Genomic DNA, 17,811 nt, shown 5'->3' with positions numbered 1-17,811 from the left:
GTGTGCCGCCTCGCTCAGCCGCTCCACCGCGCGGTCAAGGCCTGGGCCAGTTGCGCCGGATCGCCGCCGGGATGGCCCTGCAGGATCAGTTGCGCGCCGGCGGCGGGGTCGTAGCAGCCGTCGCCGGATTGCCCAGCCACCCAGGCGCCCTGCGCGGCAAGTGCCAGTACGGCGTCGACCTGTTGCGGATCGCTGCCACTGAGCAGCAGCACTGCGCTGTGTGCGGCCGGCAGGCCGGCGACCACCGAGGCGCCGGCGTCCTGGGCGACGAAGCGCAGGCCGGCGGTGCCCTGTACGCCGACGTCGTCGGGCAGGATGTAGACGTTGCCGGGGGCGACCGGCTCGCCGGCCTCGGCCAGCAGCACCGGCAGCGCGGACACGCGCGCGATCTGCTTGACCAGGTTGCCGTAGCGGCCGCCATCCAGGCGCAACTGCACCAGCAGCGGCAACGGGAAGCGTTCCGGCAGCGCGGCGAGCAGGCGGCGGATCGCGTCGGGGCCGCCGATGCCGGCCATCACCAGCACCGCCCCACGCGCGACGTCGGCGCGGGTGCCGGCGCCGCTGGTGGACGCGGGCTCTTCCGACTCCAGCGCGACCAGCGACAGGCCTTCGGTCGAAAATTGCGGTTCGCGTTGCGGCACGCGCGGCGTCGCGATCAGCGGCGTATCGTCGTCGACCAGCGACCAGGCACTGGCCGGCAGCGCCGCGGGTGCGGCTGTCGGCGCAGCCGGTGCGGCATCGGCAGGCGCTGCAGCCGGGAACGCCGGCGCGTCGCTGGCGGCAGCTTCGGCGCGCGCAAACTGCAGCTCCTCGAAGCCGGGGGCGACATCGGCCGGCGGCTGCCAGGTGTACATGCCATCTTCTGGCGCGGCCTCGGCGAAGCTGGTGGCTTCGTCGACGTGCAGGCCGATCGGCGCGGCGTCGTGCAGTTGCGCCGGCGTCGCCGGCAGGCCCGGCTCCGGCTGCAGGCCGGCCTCGGTCTCGCGGCCGGGCGGCAGCACGTCCTGGTGGCCTTGCAGCTTGGCCGCCAGGTGCCGCGCCCAGCGCTGCACTTCCCATCCTTCGCGGCGCGCGGCCAGTTCGGCCTCGTCGAAGATCACGGTGACGCCGGGCAGCGCCAGCGCCGCATCCAGCCGCTCCAGCGCGTCCTCGATCGCCGGCTCCAGCGCGATCAGCACCGCACTGGGCCCGGCATCGGCCAGGGTCTGCGCGTCGATCGCACCGGGGTCGTCCTCCAGCACGATCGCGGCGCCGACCAGATGCAGCGCTTCGCGCAGGCGCTCGCGCGCCTTGCCGGGACGGGCCAGCAACGCGACCGGCGTGGCGGTGGCGTCGCCGTCATTCGCGAACACGGGCGATCCCCAGCAGGTCGTAGACGTTGCGCATCAGATCCAACTCTTGATAAGGCTTGCCGAGGTAGCGCTGCACGCCCAGTTCGAAGGCGCGCTGGCGGTGCTTTTCGCCGCTGCGCGAGGTGATCATCACGATCGGCACGGCGGCGTAGCGCGGGTCGGCGCGCATCGCGGTCGCCAGTTCGTAGCCGTCCATGCGCGGCATCTCGATGTCCAGCAGCATCAGGTCGGGCACGCGCTCTTCCAGGCGTTCCAGCGCCTCGACGCCGTCGCGCGCGGACACCACGTCGAAGTTGTGCCGTTCCAGCACGCGGCCGGTGACCTTGCGCATGGTCAGCGAGTCGTCGACCACCATCACCAGCGGCACGCGGCGCTGTTCGGTCGGGACCGCCTCCACCACCGGCCGCTGCGGCTGCGCCAGGTAGCGGCGCACCAACGGGGCGATGTCGAGGATCACCACCACGCGGCCGTCGCCGGTGATGGTGGCGCCGTAGATGCCGGGCACCGAAGCGATCTGCAGGCCGACCGGCTTGACCACGATTTCGCGGTTGCCGAGCACCTGGTCGATCGCCACCGCCGCGCGCAGATCGCCCGCGCGCACCAGCAGCAGCGGCACCTGCGCCTGGCCTTCGGCCCGCGCCGGCGCCTGTCCGACCAGCGAGCCGAGGTCGTACAGCGCGTACTCCTCGCCGCTGTAGCGGTAGCCGCCGCTGCCGGCCTCGAAGCGTTCGCGGCCGATGCGGCCGATACCGCTGACCGACGCCACCGGCACCGCGAAGGTGGTGTCGCCGATCTGCACGAACACCGCCTGGGTCACTGCCAGGGTCTGCGGCAGGCGCAGGGTGAAGGTCACGCCCTGGCCGCGCACCGAGTGGATGTCCACCGAGCCGCCGAGCTGGCGCACTTCGTTGCGCACCACGTCCATGCCCACGCCGCGGCCGGCCAGCTGGCTGACCTGGTCGTAGGTGCTGAACCCGGGCGCGAAGATCAGCGCATCCAGTTCGTCGTCGGACAGCACCGCGTCGGCGGCGACCAGCCCGCGCTGCTCGGCGCGGCGGCGAATCGCCTCGCGGTCGAGCCCGGCGCCGTCGTCGGCCACTTCCAGCACGATTTCCGAACCTTCGCGGCGCAGGCGGATGGCGATGTTGCCCTCCTCCGCCTTGCCCGCGGCGCGGCGCTGTTCCGGCGCTTCCAGGCCGTGCGCGACCGAGTTGCGCAGCATGTGCTCCAGCGGCGCGACCATGCGATCGAGCACGTTGCGGTCGAGTTCGCCGTGGGTGCCTTCCAGGCTCAGGTGCACCTGCTTGCCGGTCTCGCTGGCGGCCTGGCGCACCACGCGCCGCAGCCGCGGCACCAGGCCGTCGAACGGCACCATGCGCGCGCGCATCAGCCCGTCCTGCAGCTCCGAACTCACGCGCGACTGCTGTTGCAGCAGGCCGTCGTACTGGCGTGCCAGGTCGTCGAGCACGCCCTGCAGGCCGCCCAGGTCGGCCGCGGACTCGTTGAGCGCGCGGCTGAGTTGCTGCAGCGTGGAGAAGCGGTCCAGTTCCAGCGGATCGAAGCTCTGCTCGGCCTGGTCCTGTTCGCGCTGGTAGCGGGCGACGATCTGCGCCTCGGTTTCCAGATCCAGACGCCGCAGCTGGTCGCGCAGACGCGCGTTGGTGCGGTCCAGTTCGGCCATCGCGCCACGGAATGCGCCCAACTGCTGCTCCAGCCGCGAGCGGTAGATCGCCACTTCGCCGGCGTGGTTGACCAGGCGGTCGAGCAGGTCGGCGCGCACGCGCACCTGTTCCTGCATCGGCCGCGCGATCGTCGACTCGTCGTCGAGCGTGCCCTCCGCCGGCAGCGGGGCCGACAGCGGCGCCGCCACCGCGGCCAGGGCTGCGGCGGCCAAGGTGTCGTCGGCTGCCGCGACCGTCGCCGCGGCGACGGTCGCGGCATCGCCGACGGCGACGGGCGCCTGCCCGTGCGCGCGCGCGTCGAACGCGCCGATCAGGTCCTGCGGCATCGCCACCGCGCGGTGGTTGCCGGTCAGGGTCAACAACTGGTGCAGGCGATCGAAGCCGCGCTCCAGCAATTGCACGTCCTGGCGATCGAGTTCGGTGCGATGCGCGGCCACCACCTCCAGCAAGGACTCGATGCCGTGGCCGAGGTCGCCGATGGCGTTGATGCCGGCCATGCGCGCGCCGCCCTTGAGCGTGTGCAGGTCGCGCTGCAGGCCGCCGAGCACGTCGCGGTCCTGCGGCGCGGCGCGCAGCTCGGCGATCAGGCGATCGCAGTGGTCGAGCAGATCCTTGCCTTCGTCGACGAAGATATCGACCAGTTCGCGATCGAGGTCGGCGAAGTCCAGCGGGCCGAGATCGGCGGCCGACAGATCGGTCCGCGCGCCATCGGCCGCGGCATGCGCGGCGTCGGCCTCGAACGGCGCGGGTGCGGCCGCCTCCGGCGCGTGCTGATGGGTGTCTTCGTGGAGGTCGTCGGCAGACGCTGCCGCGTCGGCATCGGCCGCCGTGGTCGTGTCGTCCTGAGCGGCGTCGGCCTGGGGCGCATGGTGCGCTTCGTCGGACGTCGCGTGATGCGTGTCCGTCGCCTCTGCGGTATCGGACGGCGGTACGTGCGCGGCATGGTCCGCTGCATCGGCCGCGTCCTGCGGCACGCCATCGCGCGCGCCGTCGATCGGCTCGACGTGCTCTGCCTGCGCTTCGGCGTCGGTGTGCGCGTCCGCCGCGTCAGCGGCGAGGGAAGCTGCACCGTCCGCGTCCGTCACCTCGTCCGGATGCGATGCGCCATCCGGCGTGGCATCGCCATGCTCGGCGGCGGCCTCGGTATCGTCGTTGGCCGAGGCTGTGCCGTCGTGGCGCCAGCCGTTCGACGACGCCGACGGCTGCTGCCGCAGACCGATTGCGGGAGCATCCTCGTTGAGTTGCTGCTCGTGGGCTTCGTCGGCGTCTTCGGTGGGCGCGTCGGCGTCGCGGTGCGCGGCGTCGTGATCCGGTCCCTGCGTCGCTTCCGCGTGTGCGGACGCATCCTGGCTGTCGTTCGCCTGCGCGTCGGTTGCCTGGTCCTCGCCATCGCGCTCTGCTGCCGCGTGGTCGGACGCCTGCACCTCCTGCGCGTGGACGGCTGCGTCCTGGGTGTCCTCGGCCTGCGCGTCGATTGCGTGAGCCTCGGCATCACGGTCCGCTGCCGCGTGATCGGGTGCCTGCGCGTGCGCGGATGCGTCCCGAATCTCCTCGGCTTGCGCGTCGGTCGCGCGATCCTCGGAATCCTGCGCCTCATCATCGTGTTCCGGCGCTTGCAGTTCCTGCGCGTCGACTTGGGTGCCGGTGGCAGCATCCGCGGCGATCGCATCCGCGGTCGCATCCTGCTCCGCGCCCGCGTCCAGCGCCTCCGGCGCCGACTCGTCCGGCACCTGCTCGGCGCTCAAGGGCGCCTCGACCGTCAGCTCGTCGAGCTGGCCGTCCTGCGCCAATGCCGCCTGTGCGTCGGCCTCGGGCTCGTCGTGCGTCGTCGTCGCGTCGACCGATGCCGTGTCGTGGCTCGGCGGCTGTTCCTGCGCAGACGCCTCTGCCGCAGGCGACGCGTGCTCGCTCGCCGATGCCGGCACGGCCGCCTCAGCGTCAGCGTCAGCGTCAGCGTCAGCGTCGAGCGTGGCCCCGGCTTCAGCCTGCGTGGACTCCGGTACCGCGTCCGCGGGGACGTCGACAGCGCGCTGGTCGGAGGCGCGTTCGTCGGCCTGCCCAGCCGTTTCGTCCGCCGGCAGCGTCTCGTGCAGATGCGCGGCATCGCCCACGAACGCCGACAGGTCGTCGGCCGCGGTGAGTTCCACCGCCTGCACGGCCTGTGCATCCAGGCCGGCATCGGCCGGTGCCGACGCGGACAGGTCTTCCTCGTCCTCGTCGTACGCGATCGGCGGCCACTGCACTTCCGGCAGCGTGTCCACCAGCGCACGCAGACGCTGCGACAGTTCGGTGAACGGCGGAATCACCGGCGACGGCGCCTGCAACTCGGCAATGGTGGCGGCGATCGCACGCGCCGACTCCTCGAGCGCGCGCACGCCGTCGGCGCTCGGCACGCTGCCCGACGCCAGCGCGCGCTTGACGTAGCTCTCGGCCGGGCCGGTGACGGCGGTGATCTCCGGCACGTCGGTCATCGCGAACGCACCGCTCATGGTGTGCATCGCGCGCAGCAGTGCTTCGGTCGCCGGTTGCGGCGCGTGCTGCAGCCAGTCGTGCACGGTCTCCAGATGGGTGGCGACCTCGGCTTCGAGGATCTCGCGCAGCACGCTGTCCACCGACGCCGGTGTGCCCGCACGCGGCGTGGCCGCCGCCTGCGGAGTAGCGAAATAGAAGGCGTCCTCGCCGGCGGCGATGCGCTCGGCCACGGCCTGGATCGCGTCCAGGTCGGCCTGCACCGCGCCCTCGCCGCGCAGCGCGGCATTGAGTTGCGGCAGCACGGCGTAGGCCTGCTCGACCATGGCCACCACCGCCGGGCTGGCGGGGCGCGAGCCGTCGAGCACGCGGTTGAGCATGCTCTCGATCTTCCAGCTGAACTCGCCGAGCACGCGCGCGCCGACCAGGCGGCCGCTGCCCTTCAAGGTGTGGAACACGCGGCGGATCGGACGCAGGCTTTCCATGTGGCCCGGCGCGGCGCGCCAGGCCGGCAGCAGCGTGCCGAGATTGACCAGTTCCTCGTCGAACTCCTCGAGGAACACGGCGCGGATCTCGTCGTCGATCTCGCCATCGCCGTCGATAAAACCGGTTTCGAGGGCAGGCGTTGCGGTAGCGGGCGCGGCGCCGGGCGCGGCGCTCGCCTCCGCGGCGGCGGGTGCGGCATGCTCGCCGCCGGGCGCGGCAGAGGTGACATCGAATTGCGCCGCGGCCGCTTCCAGGTCGGCGAGGAACGCCGCTTCGGCGTCCGACACCGGCGCAGCGGTCTCGGCAGTTGCAGCGTGTTCCGGCGCCGGCTCCAGCGTCGCATGGTGCTCGGGTTCCGGCTCGGCATGTGCCGGCACCGATGGTGCGTCGGTGACGGCATCGCTGTGCGCTTCCTCACCGCTGCTGGCAAGGTCGGCATCGGCATGCGCCGCGCCATCGAGGGCAGCGGGAGAATCGGTCTCGTGTACGCCGTCGGCGGCGGCGACTTCCTCGGTCCCGGTCGGGCTTGCGTGCGCGGCACCTTCGTCTTCGACAGCGGCGTCGAAAGGCTCCGCCTCCCCTGCCGCGTCGAGGCGCTCGCCGTGCGCGATGTCGGCACCGACGTCGGCCAGCGCGAACGCCGGCTCCTCGTCCTGCGAGGCCGGAGTTGCATGCCAATCGAGTGCAGGTTCCTCGTCGGCCGCCATGCTCGGCGCGTCGGCGAACGCCGGCGCGTCCTCCAGTTCGATGACCAGCGGCGGCGTGGCGGCGTCGGTGTCTTCCGCAGCGGCCGGCGCGTCGACGATGATCAGGTTGGGATCGTCGTACTCGCCCAGGCCCGCGAACGCGGCCGGCGTCTCGGCCGGCGCAGCGTCGCTGTACTCGGCGGCCACCGGATCGAAGCCGGCAAGCTCGGAGGCGGACGCCGCGGAAGCGGTTGCCGCCTCGTCTTCCTGCGCGAATGCGGGCGGCGTCTCCGGCCGCAGCGCGTCCTGCTCCAGCACCAGGGAATCGAGGCTGATGTGCAGCGGCTCGGCGGTGCCGGTCCAGCTGTCCTGTTCGGCCGCGACCGGATCGAAACTGAGCGCCTGCGACGGCGCCGTGGACTCTTGCGCGGCTTCGTCGCGCACGGCACCCTCGTCGGCCGCCACGGAGGCGGGTTCGGCCGCAGCGTCGGGCTCGTCCGTGGCCAGGCTCCATTGTGGCGCCTGCGGTGCGGACGGCGCGGCGTCCTGCGTGCGCGGCTTCATCTCCGGGGCGTCCTCGGCCGGCGCCAGATCCCAGGCCGGCACGACCGGCGGGGCGATGGACGCGGGCGCGGACTCGACGATGCGATCGGCGACCACCGGCGGCGGCGGCGCAACCGATTCGCCCCCCCCGCTCCCGCTCGGCAACACGCCCGGCGCGGCCGGCGCGGTCTCGGGCAACGGCCAGTAGCGCAGCGCTTCCAGGCTGCTGCGGGTGATGTCGAGGATCTCCTCGCGCCCCGGACGGCGCTCGCGCAGCGCTTCCAGGTAGTACTCGAGGCTGGCCATCGCGTCGGCCAGGGTGTCGAGCTGGCGGCCGCTGGGCACGCGGCGCTTGCCGATCAGTTCGGTTGCGACGTAGCGGCGCACGCCTTCCAGGTAGTCGGCCGGCTGCGGCAGTTCCAGCATGCGCAGGGCGCCGGCGACCTCGCCGAGCAGGCGCGGCACCTCGTCCAGGCGCGCGTGGTCCCAGTTGGTCTCGATGAAGGCGACGAAATGCTCGCGGGCGCTGCCGAAGTTGGCGATCGCCTCGTGCGCCAGCACTTCCACCGTCCGCCGCGCCTCGGCGGCGCTGGCGTCGTCGTGCACGTCGCCGCCGGCGCCCAGGTAGGCGACCTGGTCGTCGAGCGAGGCATCCACGTACAGCAGCGCGCCGGCGATATCCAGCAACAGGCCTTCGTCGGCCTCGCGCGCACCGTCGACGATGCTGCGCAGCGCATCGCGCTGCTGCACCACCACGCTGCGCGCCACGCCCAGGCCCATCACGCCCAGGGTGTCGGCGACGCTGCCCAGCTCATCGACCTGGATCTGCAGCGCGGCGACGTCGCCGCCGGTGCGCAGGTGCAGGTCCAGCGCGTCCTTGACCCGCAGCAGTTCTTCCTTGATCGCGGTGCCGACGGTGTCGAGCAGTTCGCGGTTGCGCCCGGCGAGGCTGCCGCGCGCGTGGTCCAGTTCGGCCTCGGTGGCGGCGGCAGCGTCGGGCGCCAGCGCGAACAGCGCGCCCTCGCTGAGCCCGGCTTCGCCGCGCGCGGCGCGGATCTCGTTGAGCAAGGGCAGCAGCACGATCGGAATGTCGCGATGGCCGTCCTGCAGGCGCTCCAGGTAGTCCGGCAGCAGCACGGTGCCGCGCATCAGCGTGGCGCAGGCCTCGTCGCGGTCGGCCGCCTGGCCGTTCTGCACTGCCGTGGCCAGCAGTTCCAGCTCCTCGGCCACCATCGCCGGCGCGTACAGCTCGACCATGCGCAAGGTGCCCTGCACCTGGTGCAGGTAGCCGGCGCAGAAACGCATGCGCCCGGTGTCGGCCGGTTCCTCGACGAAGGCTTCGATCTCGCCGCGGACCTGGCGCAGGGTCTCGTCCAGTTCCGGCTTGACCCAGCCCAGCGCGGCATGGCTCATCGCATCGCGCAGCGCGCTCATCGCCGCGTCTCCACGGCCGGGCACGCGCCGCGCCGCGCGAGCGCGGCGACGGCATGCGGGAGTTGTTCACGGTACGTCATGTGCGCTTCCTTCCACCCGGTTCCGGCCCGCTTACGCCGGCAGCTTGAAGTCGGCGACCGAGCGCCGCAGGTCCGCCGCCAGTTGCGCCAGGCGGCCGATCGATTCGGCGGTCTGTCCCGCGCCTTGCGAGGTCTGTCCGGTGATCTGCCGGATCACGTCCATCGTCTGGGTGATGTCGATCGCCGCCGCCGACTGCTGGTGCGCGGCGATGGAGATGTTCTTGATGAGGGTGTTGAGCGCGTTGGACACGCGCTCGATCTCGGTCAGCGCGGTGCCGGCGTCTTCGGCCAGGCGCGCGCCCGACACCACTTCGGAGGTGGTCTGCTCCATCGAGCTGACCGCTTCGTTGGTATCGGCCTGAATGGTCTGCACCAGGCCTTCGATGCGGCGGGTGGCGCCGGAGGTGCGTTCGGCCAGGCGCTGCACTTCGTCGGCGACCAGCGCGAAACCGCGGCCGGCCTCGCCGGCCGAGGCGGCCTGCACCGCGGCGTTGAGCGCCAGGATGTTGGTCTGCTCGGAAATGTCGTTGATCAGTTCCACGATCGAGCCGATCTCCTGGGTCGACTCGCCCAGGCGCTTGATGCGCTTGGAGGTCTCCTGGATCTGGTCGCGGATCTGGTCCATGCCCTGGATGGTCTCGCGGACCACGCCGGCGCCCTCGGCGGCGATCACCACCGAACGCTGCGCCACTTCCGCCGATTCGGTGGAGTTGCGCGAGACCTGCTCGATGCTGGCGGCGATTTCGTTGATGCGGACCGAGGCCGAACCGATCTGCTCGGCCTGGTGGCCGGCCGCCTCGGCCAGTTGCCGCGCGGTGGCCTGGGTTTCCTCGGTGGACACGGCGACCTTGGCCGAGGTGTCGTTGATGGTGGTCACCAGGTGGCGCAGTTCGTCGACGGCGTAGTTGATCGCGTCGGCGATGGCGCCGGTCATGTCCTCGGTGACCGAGGCCTTGACTGTCAGGTCGCCTTCGCCAAGCGAGCTGATTTCGTCGAGCAGGCGCATGATCGCCTGCTGGTTGCGGCTGTTGTATTCGACCTGGGTCTGCAGGCGGATTTCCTGCTCGCGGCTGCGGCTGCGCACCGTGGTCCAGACGAAACCGATGATCGACAGCAGCGCCAGCAGGCCGGAGATCACGCCCAGCCAGAAGTTCGGGAACCACCGGGTATCGCGGGTGGAACCGAACGCGGAGAACGCATCGAACAGCTTCTTGCTGTCCTCCAGCATCTTGCCCGAGCCGGCGGTCAGCGCCGCAGCGGCGGATTGCGCGGCGAACAGGCTGCGCGAGCTGGCCTGCAGCGCGTCCAGGTCCTTCTTCATTTCCGCCCATTGCGCCTGCGACTGCTCCAGCGCGGCCAAGGCGGCGGCGTTGCGCACCGGGGCGATGCCCAGTTCCTCGTTGCCGTTGCGCAGGCCCTCGAGCATCTGCCCGAACACCACCGAGTCGCGCGCCAGCGCATCGCCGGCGCTGGCGGCGCCGCGGCCGCCGGCGCGCATCTCGGTGACGCGGCGGGCCATGGTGCCGGCCACCACCACCTGCTGCAGGGTGTTGTAGATCTGCGCGGCGGGGGCGCCGCCGACGGTCATCGCGCGCACCACCTCGTTCAACTGCGCCTGCAGCTGCGGCACGCCGCCGACGAAGCGGTCGGCATTGCCGGCCAGCGCCAGCACCGCCGGTTCGCTGTCCACCACCTGCTGTGCGTTCTTGGCCAGCGGCGCCCAGGTGCCGTTGAGGGTCTGCAACGGCCCGGACACGCCGGTCTCGTTGGCGTAGCGCGCATTGAGCTCGGCGACGGTGCTCTCCACCTTCGCCTTGGTCTGCTTGAACTGCTTGAAGGTCTCGGCGTTGCCGGACACCGCGTCGCGGGCCTGGTTGGCCAGCTGTTGCGACAGCACCTGCAGGTCGGCCGCGCCGGTGCTGGCGCCGGCCAGGCGGTTGCCCTGCCAGGTGGCCACGCCGGTGTTGGCGCCGAACACGACCAGCGACAGCGCCAGCAGGCCCAGCCAGAAACTCGTGCCCACGCTGCCGAGCTTGCTGGCCTTGCGGGCGTCCGGAGCAGTACTCATGATGCGACCTCGGTCTTCGATGCGGAGGCAGCGCGCGCGCTCAGGCGGCGGCTTGCCGGAATTCGGGAGTGCGCGACAGCAGCGACAGCGAGAACACGCCCCAGTCCTGGGCGTCGCCGCGGAAGGCGCGGTCGATGAAATGCGCGTAGCGGCCCTGGGCCAGATCGCCCGGCTCCACCGCCTGCGTCTCGGTGAAACTGCGCTGGCCGAACAGCTCGTCGATGGTCAGGGCCACGTCGCCGCCGCTCTGGCGCATGATCAGCACGCGCTGGCCTTCCTGCAGCGCGGTGCGCTCGCCTTCCAGGAACTGCTTCAGGTCGACCACCGGGAACAGGTTGCCGCGCAGGTTGCCGACGCCCAGCAGCCACGGCTGCGCGCCCGGCACCGGGGTGACCGGCGGCATGCGCACGATTTCCACCACTTCGCGGAAGTCCGACACCAGGTGGCGCTTGCCGACGCGGTAGCCGACCCCGCGCCAGACGTCGTCGTCGAAGGCGCGTTCGGGCATCTGCACGGCGTGCGCCAGGCTGCGCCGCTCGTAGGCCTCGAGGATGTCGAAGGGCGAGCGCATGTCAGCCCACCAGCTGGTTGATGCGGGCGATCAGTTCGTCTTCCCGCGGCGGCTTGACGATGTAGTCGGTGGCGCCCTGGCGCATGCCCCAGACCTTGTCGGTCTCCATGCTCTTGGTGCTGATGATCAGCACCGGGATGTGCCGGGTGGCCTCGTCGCGCGACAGCGCGCGGGTGGCCTGGAAGCCGCTCATGCCGGGCAGCACCACGTCCATCAGCACCAGGCTCGGCGCCTGCTCGCGCACCAGCTTGATCCCGTCCTCCGCATTGTCGGTGGACAGGACCTGGTGCCCGGCTTTTTCCAGCCATTGCGTGAACACCGCCCGGTCGGTCGGTGAGTCCTCGATCAACAAGATACGGGCCATGCTGCCTTTCCCCCTGGTCAGGCGTTGACGTATGTACGGATCGCGCCCAGCAGCTCTTCGCGTGTAAAGGGTTTGGTGAGGTACTGCTCGGAACCGACGATGCGCCCGCGCGCCTTGTCGAACAGACCGTCCTTGGAGGACAGCATGATCACCGGGGTGGCCTTGAACAGCTGGTTGCCTTTGATCAGCGCGCAGGTCTGATAGCCGTCCAGCCGCGGCATCATGATGTCCACGAAGATGATCTGCGGCTGCTGGTCGGCGATCTTGGCCAGGGCCTCGAAGCCGTCGGTGGCCGTCACCACTTCGCACCCTTCGCGCTTCAGCAATGTTTCGGCGGTACGACGGATTGTTTTCGAATCGTCGATCACCATCACCCGCAAGCCTGCGAGTTCCCCACCCGCAGTCGTGTTTTCACTCATCACTTGCCCCCAAGCGCGCGACGCTTCATCGGATCCGGCTTCGCTGCGAAACGCCATGTATCCCAAGACCCGCTGCGACTGTCAAGGCCGCCGCTGCCGGTCTGCGTTGAACCACGTAACAGCACAAACTATGTCACAGTTTGGCGGATCACGTGCGACACCGCGCGGCCGCGGCCAGCACCCGGTGCGCGGCGCCCCCGCCGACCCGCTACCATCTTCCGCTCAGTCTCTCAGGTGCCCCCATGCCGTTCGATGTCATCGTGGTGATGGACCCCATCGCCAGCATCAAGATCGCCAAAGACACGACCTTCGCGATGCTGCTGGAAGCGCAGCGCCGCGGGCATCGGCTGCACTACGTGCGCCCCGGCGGGTTGACCCTGCGCGACGGCCGCGCGCTGGCCCAGGCCGCGCCGCTGCGGGTGCGCGACGACAAGGCCGGCTGGTTCGAGCTGGACGCCTTCGCCGAACTGGCGTTCGGCCCCGGGCAGGTGGTGCTGATGCGCAAGGACCCGCCGTTCGATGCCGAGTTCCTGTACGACACCCACGTGCTGAGCGTGGCCCAGCGCGCCGGCGCACAGGTGATCAACGACCCGCAGGGCCTGCGCGATTTCAACGAGAAGCTGGCCGCCCTGCTGTTCCCGCAGTGCTGCCCGCCGACCCTGGTGAGCCGCGACGCCGCCGCGCTGAAGGCCTTCGTGCTCGAGCATGGCCAGGCGGTGCTGAAGCCGCTGGACGGCATGGGCGGGCGCTCGATCTTCCGCAGCGGCACCGGCGACCCCAACCTCAACGTGATCCTGGAGACGCTGACCGACGGCGGCCGCAAGCTGGCCCTGGCGCAGCGCTTCATCCCGGACATCAGCGCCGGCGACAAGCGCATCCTGCTGGTGGACGGCGTGGCGGTGGACTACTGCCTGGCACGGATCCCGCAGGGCGATGAGTTCCGCGGCAACCTGGCCGCCGGCGGCCGCGGCGAAGGCCGCCCGCTGAGCGAGCGCGACCGCTGGATCGCTGCCCAGGTCGGCCCGGAGATGAAGCGGCGCGGCATGCGCTTCGTGGGCCTGGACGTGATCGGCGACTACCTCACCGAGGTCAACGTCACCAGCCCCACCTGCGTGCGCGAACTGGACGCGCAGTTCGGGCTGAACATCGCCGGGCTGCTGTTCGACGCCATCGAGGCCTACCCGGCGCGATGAGCGCGGCGGCCGCGACGCCCGCGCCGCGCATCGGCGAGCGCGAACGGCTCAGCGCCACCCTGGTGCTGTCGCTGATCGTGCACGGCCTGCTGATCCTCGGCGTGGGTTTTGCGATCGACGACGATGCGCCGCTGGTGCCGACGCTGGACGTGATCTTCAGCCAGACCAGCACCCCGCTGACGCCGAAGCAGGCCGACTTCCTGGCCCAGGCCAACCAGCAGGGCGGCGGCAACCACGACACCCCCCAGCGCCCGCGCGACAGCCAGCCGGGCGTGGTGCCGCAGCGCCAGGACGGCCTGGCGCCGCAGGCGCTGCGCGCGCAGACCGCGGCCGCCGCGCCGGAGCCGACCCCGCGCGTGGTCAGCAGCGCGCGCGGCGAGCAGCCGCTGCCGGTGGCACAGACGCAGCCGCGCACCGACGACCCACAGCGGCCGGTGGACGCCCAGCGCGAACAGCGCGATGCGGAGATGGCGCGGCTGGCCGCCGAGGTGCACCTGCGCTCGGAGCAATATGCCAAGCGCCCCAACCGCAAGTTCGTCTCTGCCAGCACCCGCGAATACGCCTACTCCAACTACCTGCGCGCCTGGGTCGACCGCGCCGAGCGCGTCGGCAATCTCAACTACCCCGATGAAGCGCGGCGGCGCCGGCTCGGCGGCCAGGTGGTGATCAGCGTCGGCGTGCGCCGCGACGGCAGCCTGGAGAGCAGCCGCATCCTGCGCTCCAGCGGCGTGCCGATGCTCGATGCCGCCGCGTTGCGGATCGTGCAACTGGCGCAGCCATTCCCGCCGCTGCCGCGCACCGACGACAACGTCGACATCCTGCAGGTCACCCGCACCTGGGTGTTCCTGCCCGGCGGCAGTCTGGTGGACGACCGCTGAGCGTAGAGCAGATCAGCCCCTCTCCCACCGGGAGAGGAGTTGGGGTGAGGGTGCGGTGCCACGCAGCGCCTGGTGATAGCAAACAGGTCGAGGCTGCGCCCGACCCTCATCCGCCCCTTCGGGGCACCTTCTCCCGAGGGGAGAAGGAAAGGCGCTAGCTCCTCTCCCCTCGGGAGAGAGGTTGGGGTGAGGGTGCGGCGCGCAGCGTCTCGTGGTGTTTGGGCACACGAGGCTGCGCCCGTACCCTCATCCGCCCCTTCGGGGCACCTTCTCCCAGCGGGAGAAGGAAAGGCGCTAGCCCCTCTCCCCTCGGGAGAGGGGTTGGGGTGAGGGTCCGGCCGCCATGGAGCACCTGGCGGCAAGGGACATAACCATTGGTGCCGCCGACATAACGACGCGGCATTTCTGTGATGGCGTCCCATTAAGGTTAATGGAGCGGGGGAACGTTACCGCGCACATCGCATCATCCAGGACGGGCGGATTCGAGTCGGCGCGGCGTGTCCCCGCCCCACCACCACCCGAGTCGCCCCCGCATGCACAACCACCGCTCCCTCCGCAGGCCCGCCCTGCTCGCCCTGGCACTGAGTGCCGCCCTCGCCCTCCCGCCGGCCCAGGCCCAGTCCACCACCGGCGCCGTCGCCGGCCAGGCGCCGGCCGAGACCCAGCGCATCCTGGTCCGCAGCGACAGCGGCCTCAGCCGTGAGGTCACCATCGACGCGCGCGGCCGCTACAGCATCGGCCAGTTGCCGCTGGGCACCTACACCATCATCGCCAAGGGCGCCGACGGCAGCGTGCTGGGCAGCCGCGACGGCGTCGGCCTCACCGTCGGCGGCGTCACCGAGGTCTCGTTCGCCCCGGCCACCACCAGCCTGGCCGGCGTCCAGGTCAGCGCCGACCGCGCCGCCGCCGCGATCGACGTGAGCAGCGTGGACTCGCGCACGGTGATCAATGCCGAACAGCTGCAGCGCCTGCCGCTGGGCCGCTCGGCGGAGGCCATCGCGCAACTGGCGCCGGGCGTGGCCGGCAACAGCGGCAGCGGCACCTATATCGGCCCGACCGGCGCGCAGCTGCTCAGCTTCGGCGGCTCTTCGGCCGCGGAGAACGCCTATTACATCAACGGCTTCAATACCACCGACCCGCTGCGCGGCCTGGGCGGGCTGACCCTGCCCTACGGCAGCATCGACCAGTTGGAGGTCTACACCGGCGGCTACAGCGCCAAGTACGGCCGGTCCGACGGCGGCGTGATCAATGCCGTGGGCAAGCGCGGCAGCAACGCATGGCATTTCGGCGGCCAGGCGACCTGGGAACCGGACGGCCTGCGCTCCGCGCCCAAGGACGTGTACGCACCCGGCAACGGCGCGCTGTACCGGCCTGACAGCAAGAGCGGCTCCACCCTCAGCACCCAGAGCATCTACGCCGGCGGCCCGCTGATCCAGGACCGGCTGTTCTTCTTCGGCGCCTACGAACTGCAACGGCAGGACGGCGACCGCTTCTACGGCGCGCGCGAGACCACGCCGGGGCCGTACTACTACGACTACCAGTACCGCCGGCCGAGCTGGTACGCCAAGCTCGACTGGAACATCAGCGACAGCCAACTGCTGGAGATCACCGGCGCCTCGAGCCGCTACGTCACCCGCGGCACCTACTCCCAGTACAGCGGGCGCGACATCGGCGCCCTGCGCGGCGCCGCCGACACCACCAAGACCGGCGGCGACCTGTGGAGCGCCAAGTACACCGGCTACCTCACCGATCGCCTGACCTTCAGCGCGCTGTACGGCCAGCAGCGCACCGACGACTACAGCGGCAATCCCAGCTACAACGGCGCGCTGACCTACATTTCCAGCCCGAGCTTCCAGAACCCGGCCTACACCGGCGGTACCCCGATCACCAATGCGCAGACCACCTCGCTGCTGGTCGACCCCGCGCGCGGCAACCGCACCGACAACCTGCGCCTGGATCTGAACTACGCCCTCGGCGCGCACAGCATCACCATCGGCATCGACAACCAGAACGCACGCGCACTCAACCGCGGCTCGGTGGCCTCGGGCGATGGCTACTACTGGATCTACGGCCAGGCCAGCCCCAACGTGCCCATCAACACCGGGCTCGGCGTGCCGGCCACCGGCGGTTTCCCCAACGGCCAGGACGGCTACTACGTGCGCAAGTACATCTACAGCGCGCTGGCCTCGGTGCGCTCGGCGCAGCGCGCGCAGTACGTGGAGGACAACTGGCAGGTGACGGACCGGCTGCTGCTCAACCTCGGCCTGCGCCTGGACCAGTTCACCAACTACAACCGCGACGGCGCGCCGTACATCAAGCAGACCAGCGGGCAATGGGCGCCGCGACTGGGCTTCAGCTGGGACGTCGACGGCGATGCGCGCTTCAAGGTCTACGGCAACGCCGGCCGCTACTACCTGGCGCTGCCGCTGAACCCGGCGTTCAACGCCGCCGGCGCCACCCTGGCGACGTCGACCTACTACACCTACGGCGGCATCGACGCCAACGGCTATCCCACCGGCCTGACCCAGATCTCCGGCGCGGTCTCGGCCAACAACAACTACGGCATCCTGCCCGATCCCAAGACCGTCGCCACGCAAGGCATCAAGCCCTCGTTCCAGGACGAGTTCATCCTCGGCTTCACCAAGGCCTGGGGCGACAGCTGGGTCTACGGCGCCAAGGGCACCTACCGCGTCCTGCGCAGCGGCGTGGACGACTACTGCGACAGCGATACCGTGTTCGCCGCCGCCGCGGCGCAGGGGCACACGGTGACCCTGGCCAGCAATCCGGTCAGCTGCTGGCTGATCAACCCGGGCCGGGCCAACACCTTCACCCTGGTCGACACCTCGGGCAACTACGTCAAGGTGCCGCTGAGCAACGCGCAGTTCGGCTTCCCGGAATTCAAGCGCAACTACTACGGGCTGAACCTGTCGCTGGAGCATCCCTTCGACCAGCGCTGGTACGGCCGCCTCGACTACACCTGGTCGCGCAGCTACGGCACCACCGAGGGCCAGTTGCTGTCGGGCATCGGCCAGACTGCGGTGTCCACCACCCAGGCCTGGGACTATGCGCAGCTGATGGAGCATACCAACGGCCCGCAGAGCAACGACCACACCCATCAGTTCAAGTTCTACGGCTACTACCAGATCAATCCCGCGTGGCTGGTGTCGGCCAACTTCAAGCTGATCTCCGGTTCGCCGTTCAGTGCGTTGGGCTCCTACGGCCCCGACCACACGGACCCCTCCGGCTATGGCACGGACTATCACTTCTACCAGGGCCAGCCCGCGCCTCCGGGCAGCCAGGGCCGCCTGCCGTGGCTGCAGCAGTTGGATCTCGGGGTGTCGTGGCGACCGGCCTATGCCGACCGCAAACTGGCTTTCAGCCTGGACGTGTTCAACGTCTTCAACGGCCAGGCCACGCTGTGGAAGTATCCCTACTCGGAGTCGGACCCGGGCAACCTGGACCCGGTATACGGCGCGGCCCTGCTGCGCCAGTCGCCGCGTTCGCTGCGCCTGAGCGTCAGCTACGACTACTGACCCGCTGCGCAGCAAACCCAACGACGCCGGCCATGCATGGCCGGCGTCCGCGT

9 protein-coding genes are annotated in these 17,811 nt (G+C 70.8%); 3 read left to right on the top strand and 6 right to left on the bottom strand.

Translation table 11 applies throughout. The annotated features are described in order from the left end of the window. Positions 1 to 14 precede the first annotated feature (14 nt). The 6 genes from FHR56_RS15415 to pilG all read right to left on the bottom strand — a co-directional run bounded on the left by FHR56_RS15415 (position 15) and on the right by pilG (position 12,154). On the bottom strand, positions 15 to 1,352 hold the full coding sequence (locus FHR56_RS15415; RefSeq protein WP_160946487.1) for a chemotaxis protein CheB: 1,338 nt from the start codon (positions 1,350 to 1,352) through the stop codon (positions 15 to 17). After that, positions 1,339 to 8,652, bottom strand: coding sequence for an Hpt domain-containing protein (locus tag FHR56_RS15410; protein WP_160946488.1), 7,314 nt, complete (start codon positions 8,650 to 8,652; stop codon positions 1,339 to 1,341). Before FHR56_RS15410 ends, FHR56_RS15415 begins: the two co-directional genes overlap by 14 nt. Positions 8,653 to 8,763: 111 nt before the next feature. After that, positions 8,764 to 10,800, bottom strand: coding sequence for a methyl-accepting chemotaxis protein (locus FHR56_RS15405; RefSeq protein WP_160946489.1), 2,037 nt, complete (start codon positions 10,798 to 10,800; stop codon positions 8,764 to 8,766). Between the two features lie 40 nt (positions 10,801 to 10,840). Then, a complete protein-coding gene (locus tag FHR56_RS15400) occupies positions 10,841 to 11,371 on the bottom strand; it encodes a chemotaxis protein CheW (RefSeq protein ID WP_017914762.1) in 531 nt (176 codons plus the stop codon). 1 nt (position 11,372) lies between these two features. After that, a complete protein-coding gene (locus FHR56_RS15395) occupies positions 11,373 to 11,735 on the bottom strand; it encodes a response regulator (protein ID WP_010343242.1) in 363 nt (120 codons plus the stop codon). 17 nt (positions 11,736 to 11,752) lie between these two features. Continuing rightward, positions 11,753 to 12,154, bottom strand: coding sequence for a twitching motility response regulator PilG (pilG, locus tag FHR56_RS15390; protein WP_003472648.1), 402 nt, complete (start codon positions 12,152 to 12,154; stop codon positions 11,753 to 11,755). Positions 12,155 to 12,396: 242 nt separating this feature from the next. On the opposite strand from pilG, the gene gshB reads away from it, so the two are divergent. From gshB to FHR56_RS15375, 3 genes are all read left to right on the top strand, one after another. Then, positions 12,397 to 13,347: a glutathione synthase gene (gene gshB, locus FHR56_RS15385; RefSeq protein ID WP_160946490.1), complete on the top strand. Its 951-nt coding sequence runs from the start codon at positions 12,397 to 12,399 to the stop codon at positions 13,345 to 13,347. Further along, complete coding sequence (locus FHR56_RS15380; protein ID WP_160946491.1) at positions 13,344 to 14,225, top strand: energy transducer TonB; 882 nt, start codon at positions 13,344 to 13,346, stop codon at positions 14,223 to 14,225. Before gshB ends, FHR56_RS15380 begins: the two co-directional genes overlap by 4 nt. Positions 14,226 to 14,758: 533 nt before the next feature. After that, on the top strand, positions 14,759 to 17,758 hold the full coding sequence (locus tag FHR56_RS15375) for a TonB-dependent receptor (RefSeq protein WP_160946492.1): 3,000 nt from the start codon (positions 14,759 to 14,761) through the stop codon (positions 17,756 to 17,758). Positions 17,759 to 17,811: the final 53 nt, after the last annotated feature.

Origin of the sequence: Xanthomonas sp. F10, from assembly GCF_014206815.1 — a bacterium.
Classification (GTDB): domain Bacteria; phylum Pseudomonadota; class Gammaproteobacteria; order Xanthomonadales; family Xanthomonadaceae; genus Xanthomonas_A; species Xanthomonas_A indica.
The sequence above is the reverse complement of the archived record's forward strand: the minus strand, read 5'-3'. Positions and strand labels throughout refer to the sequence as shown.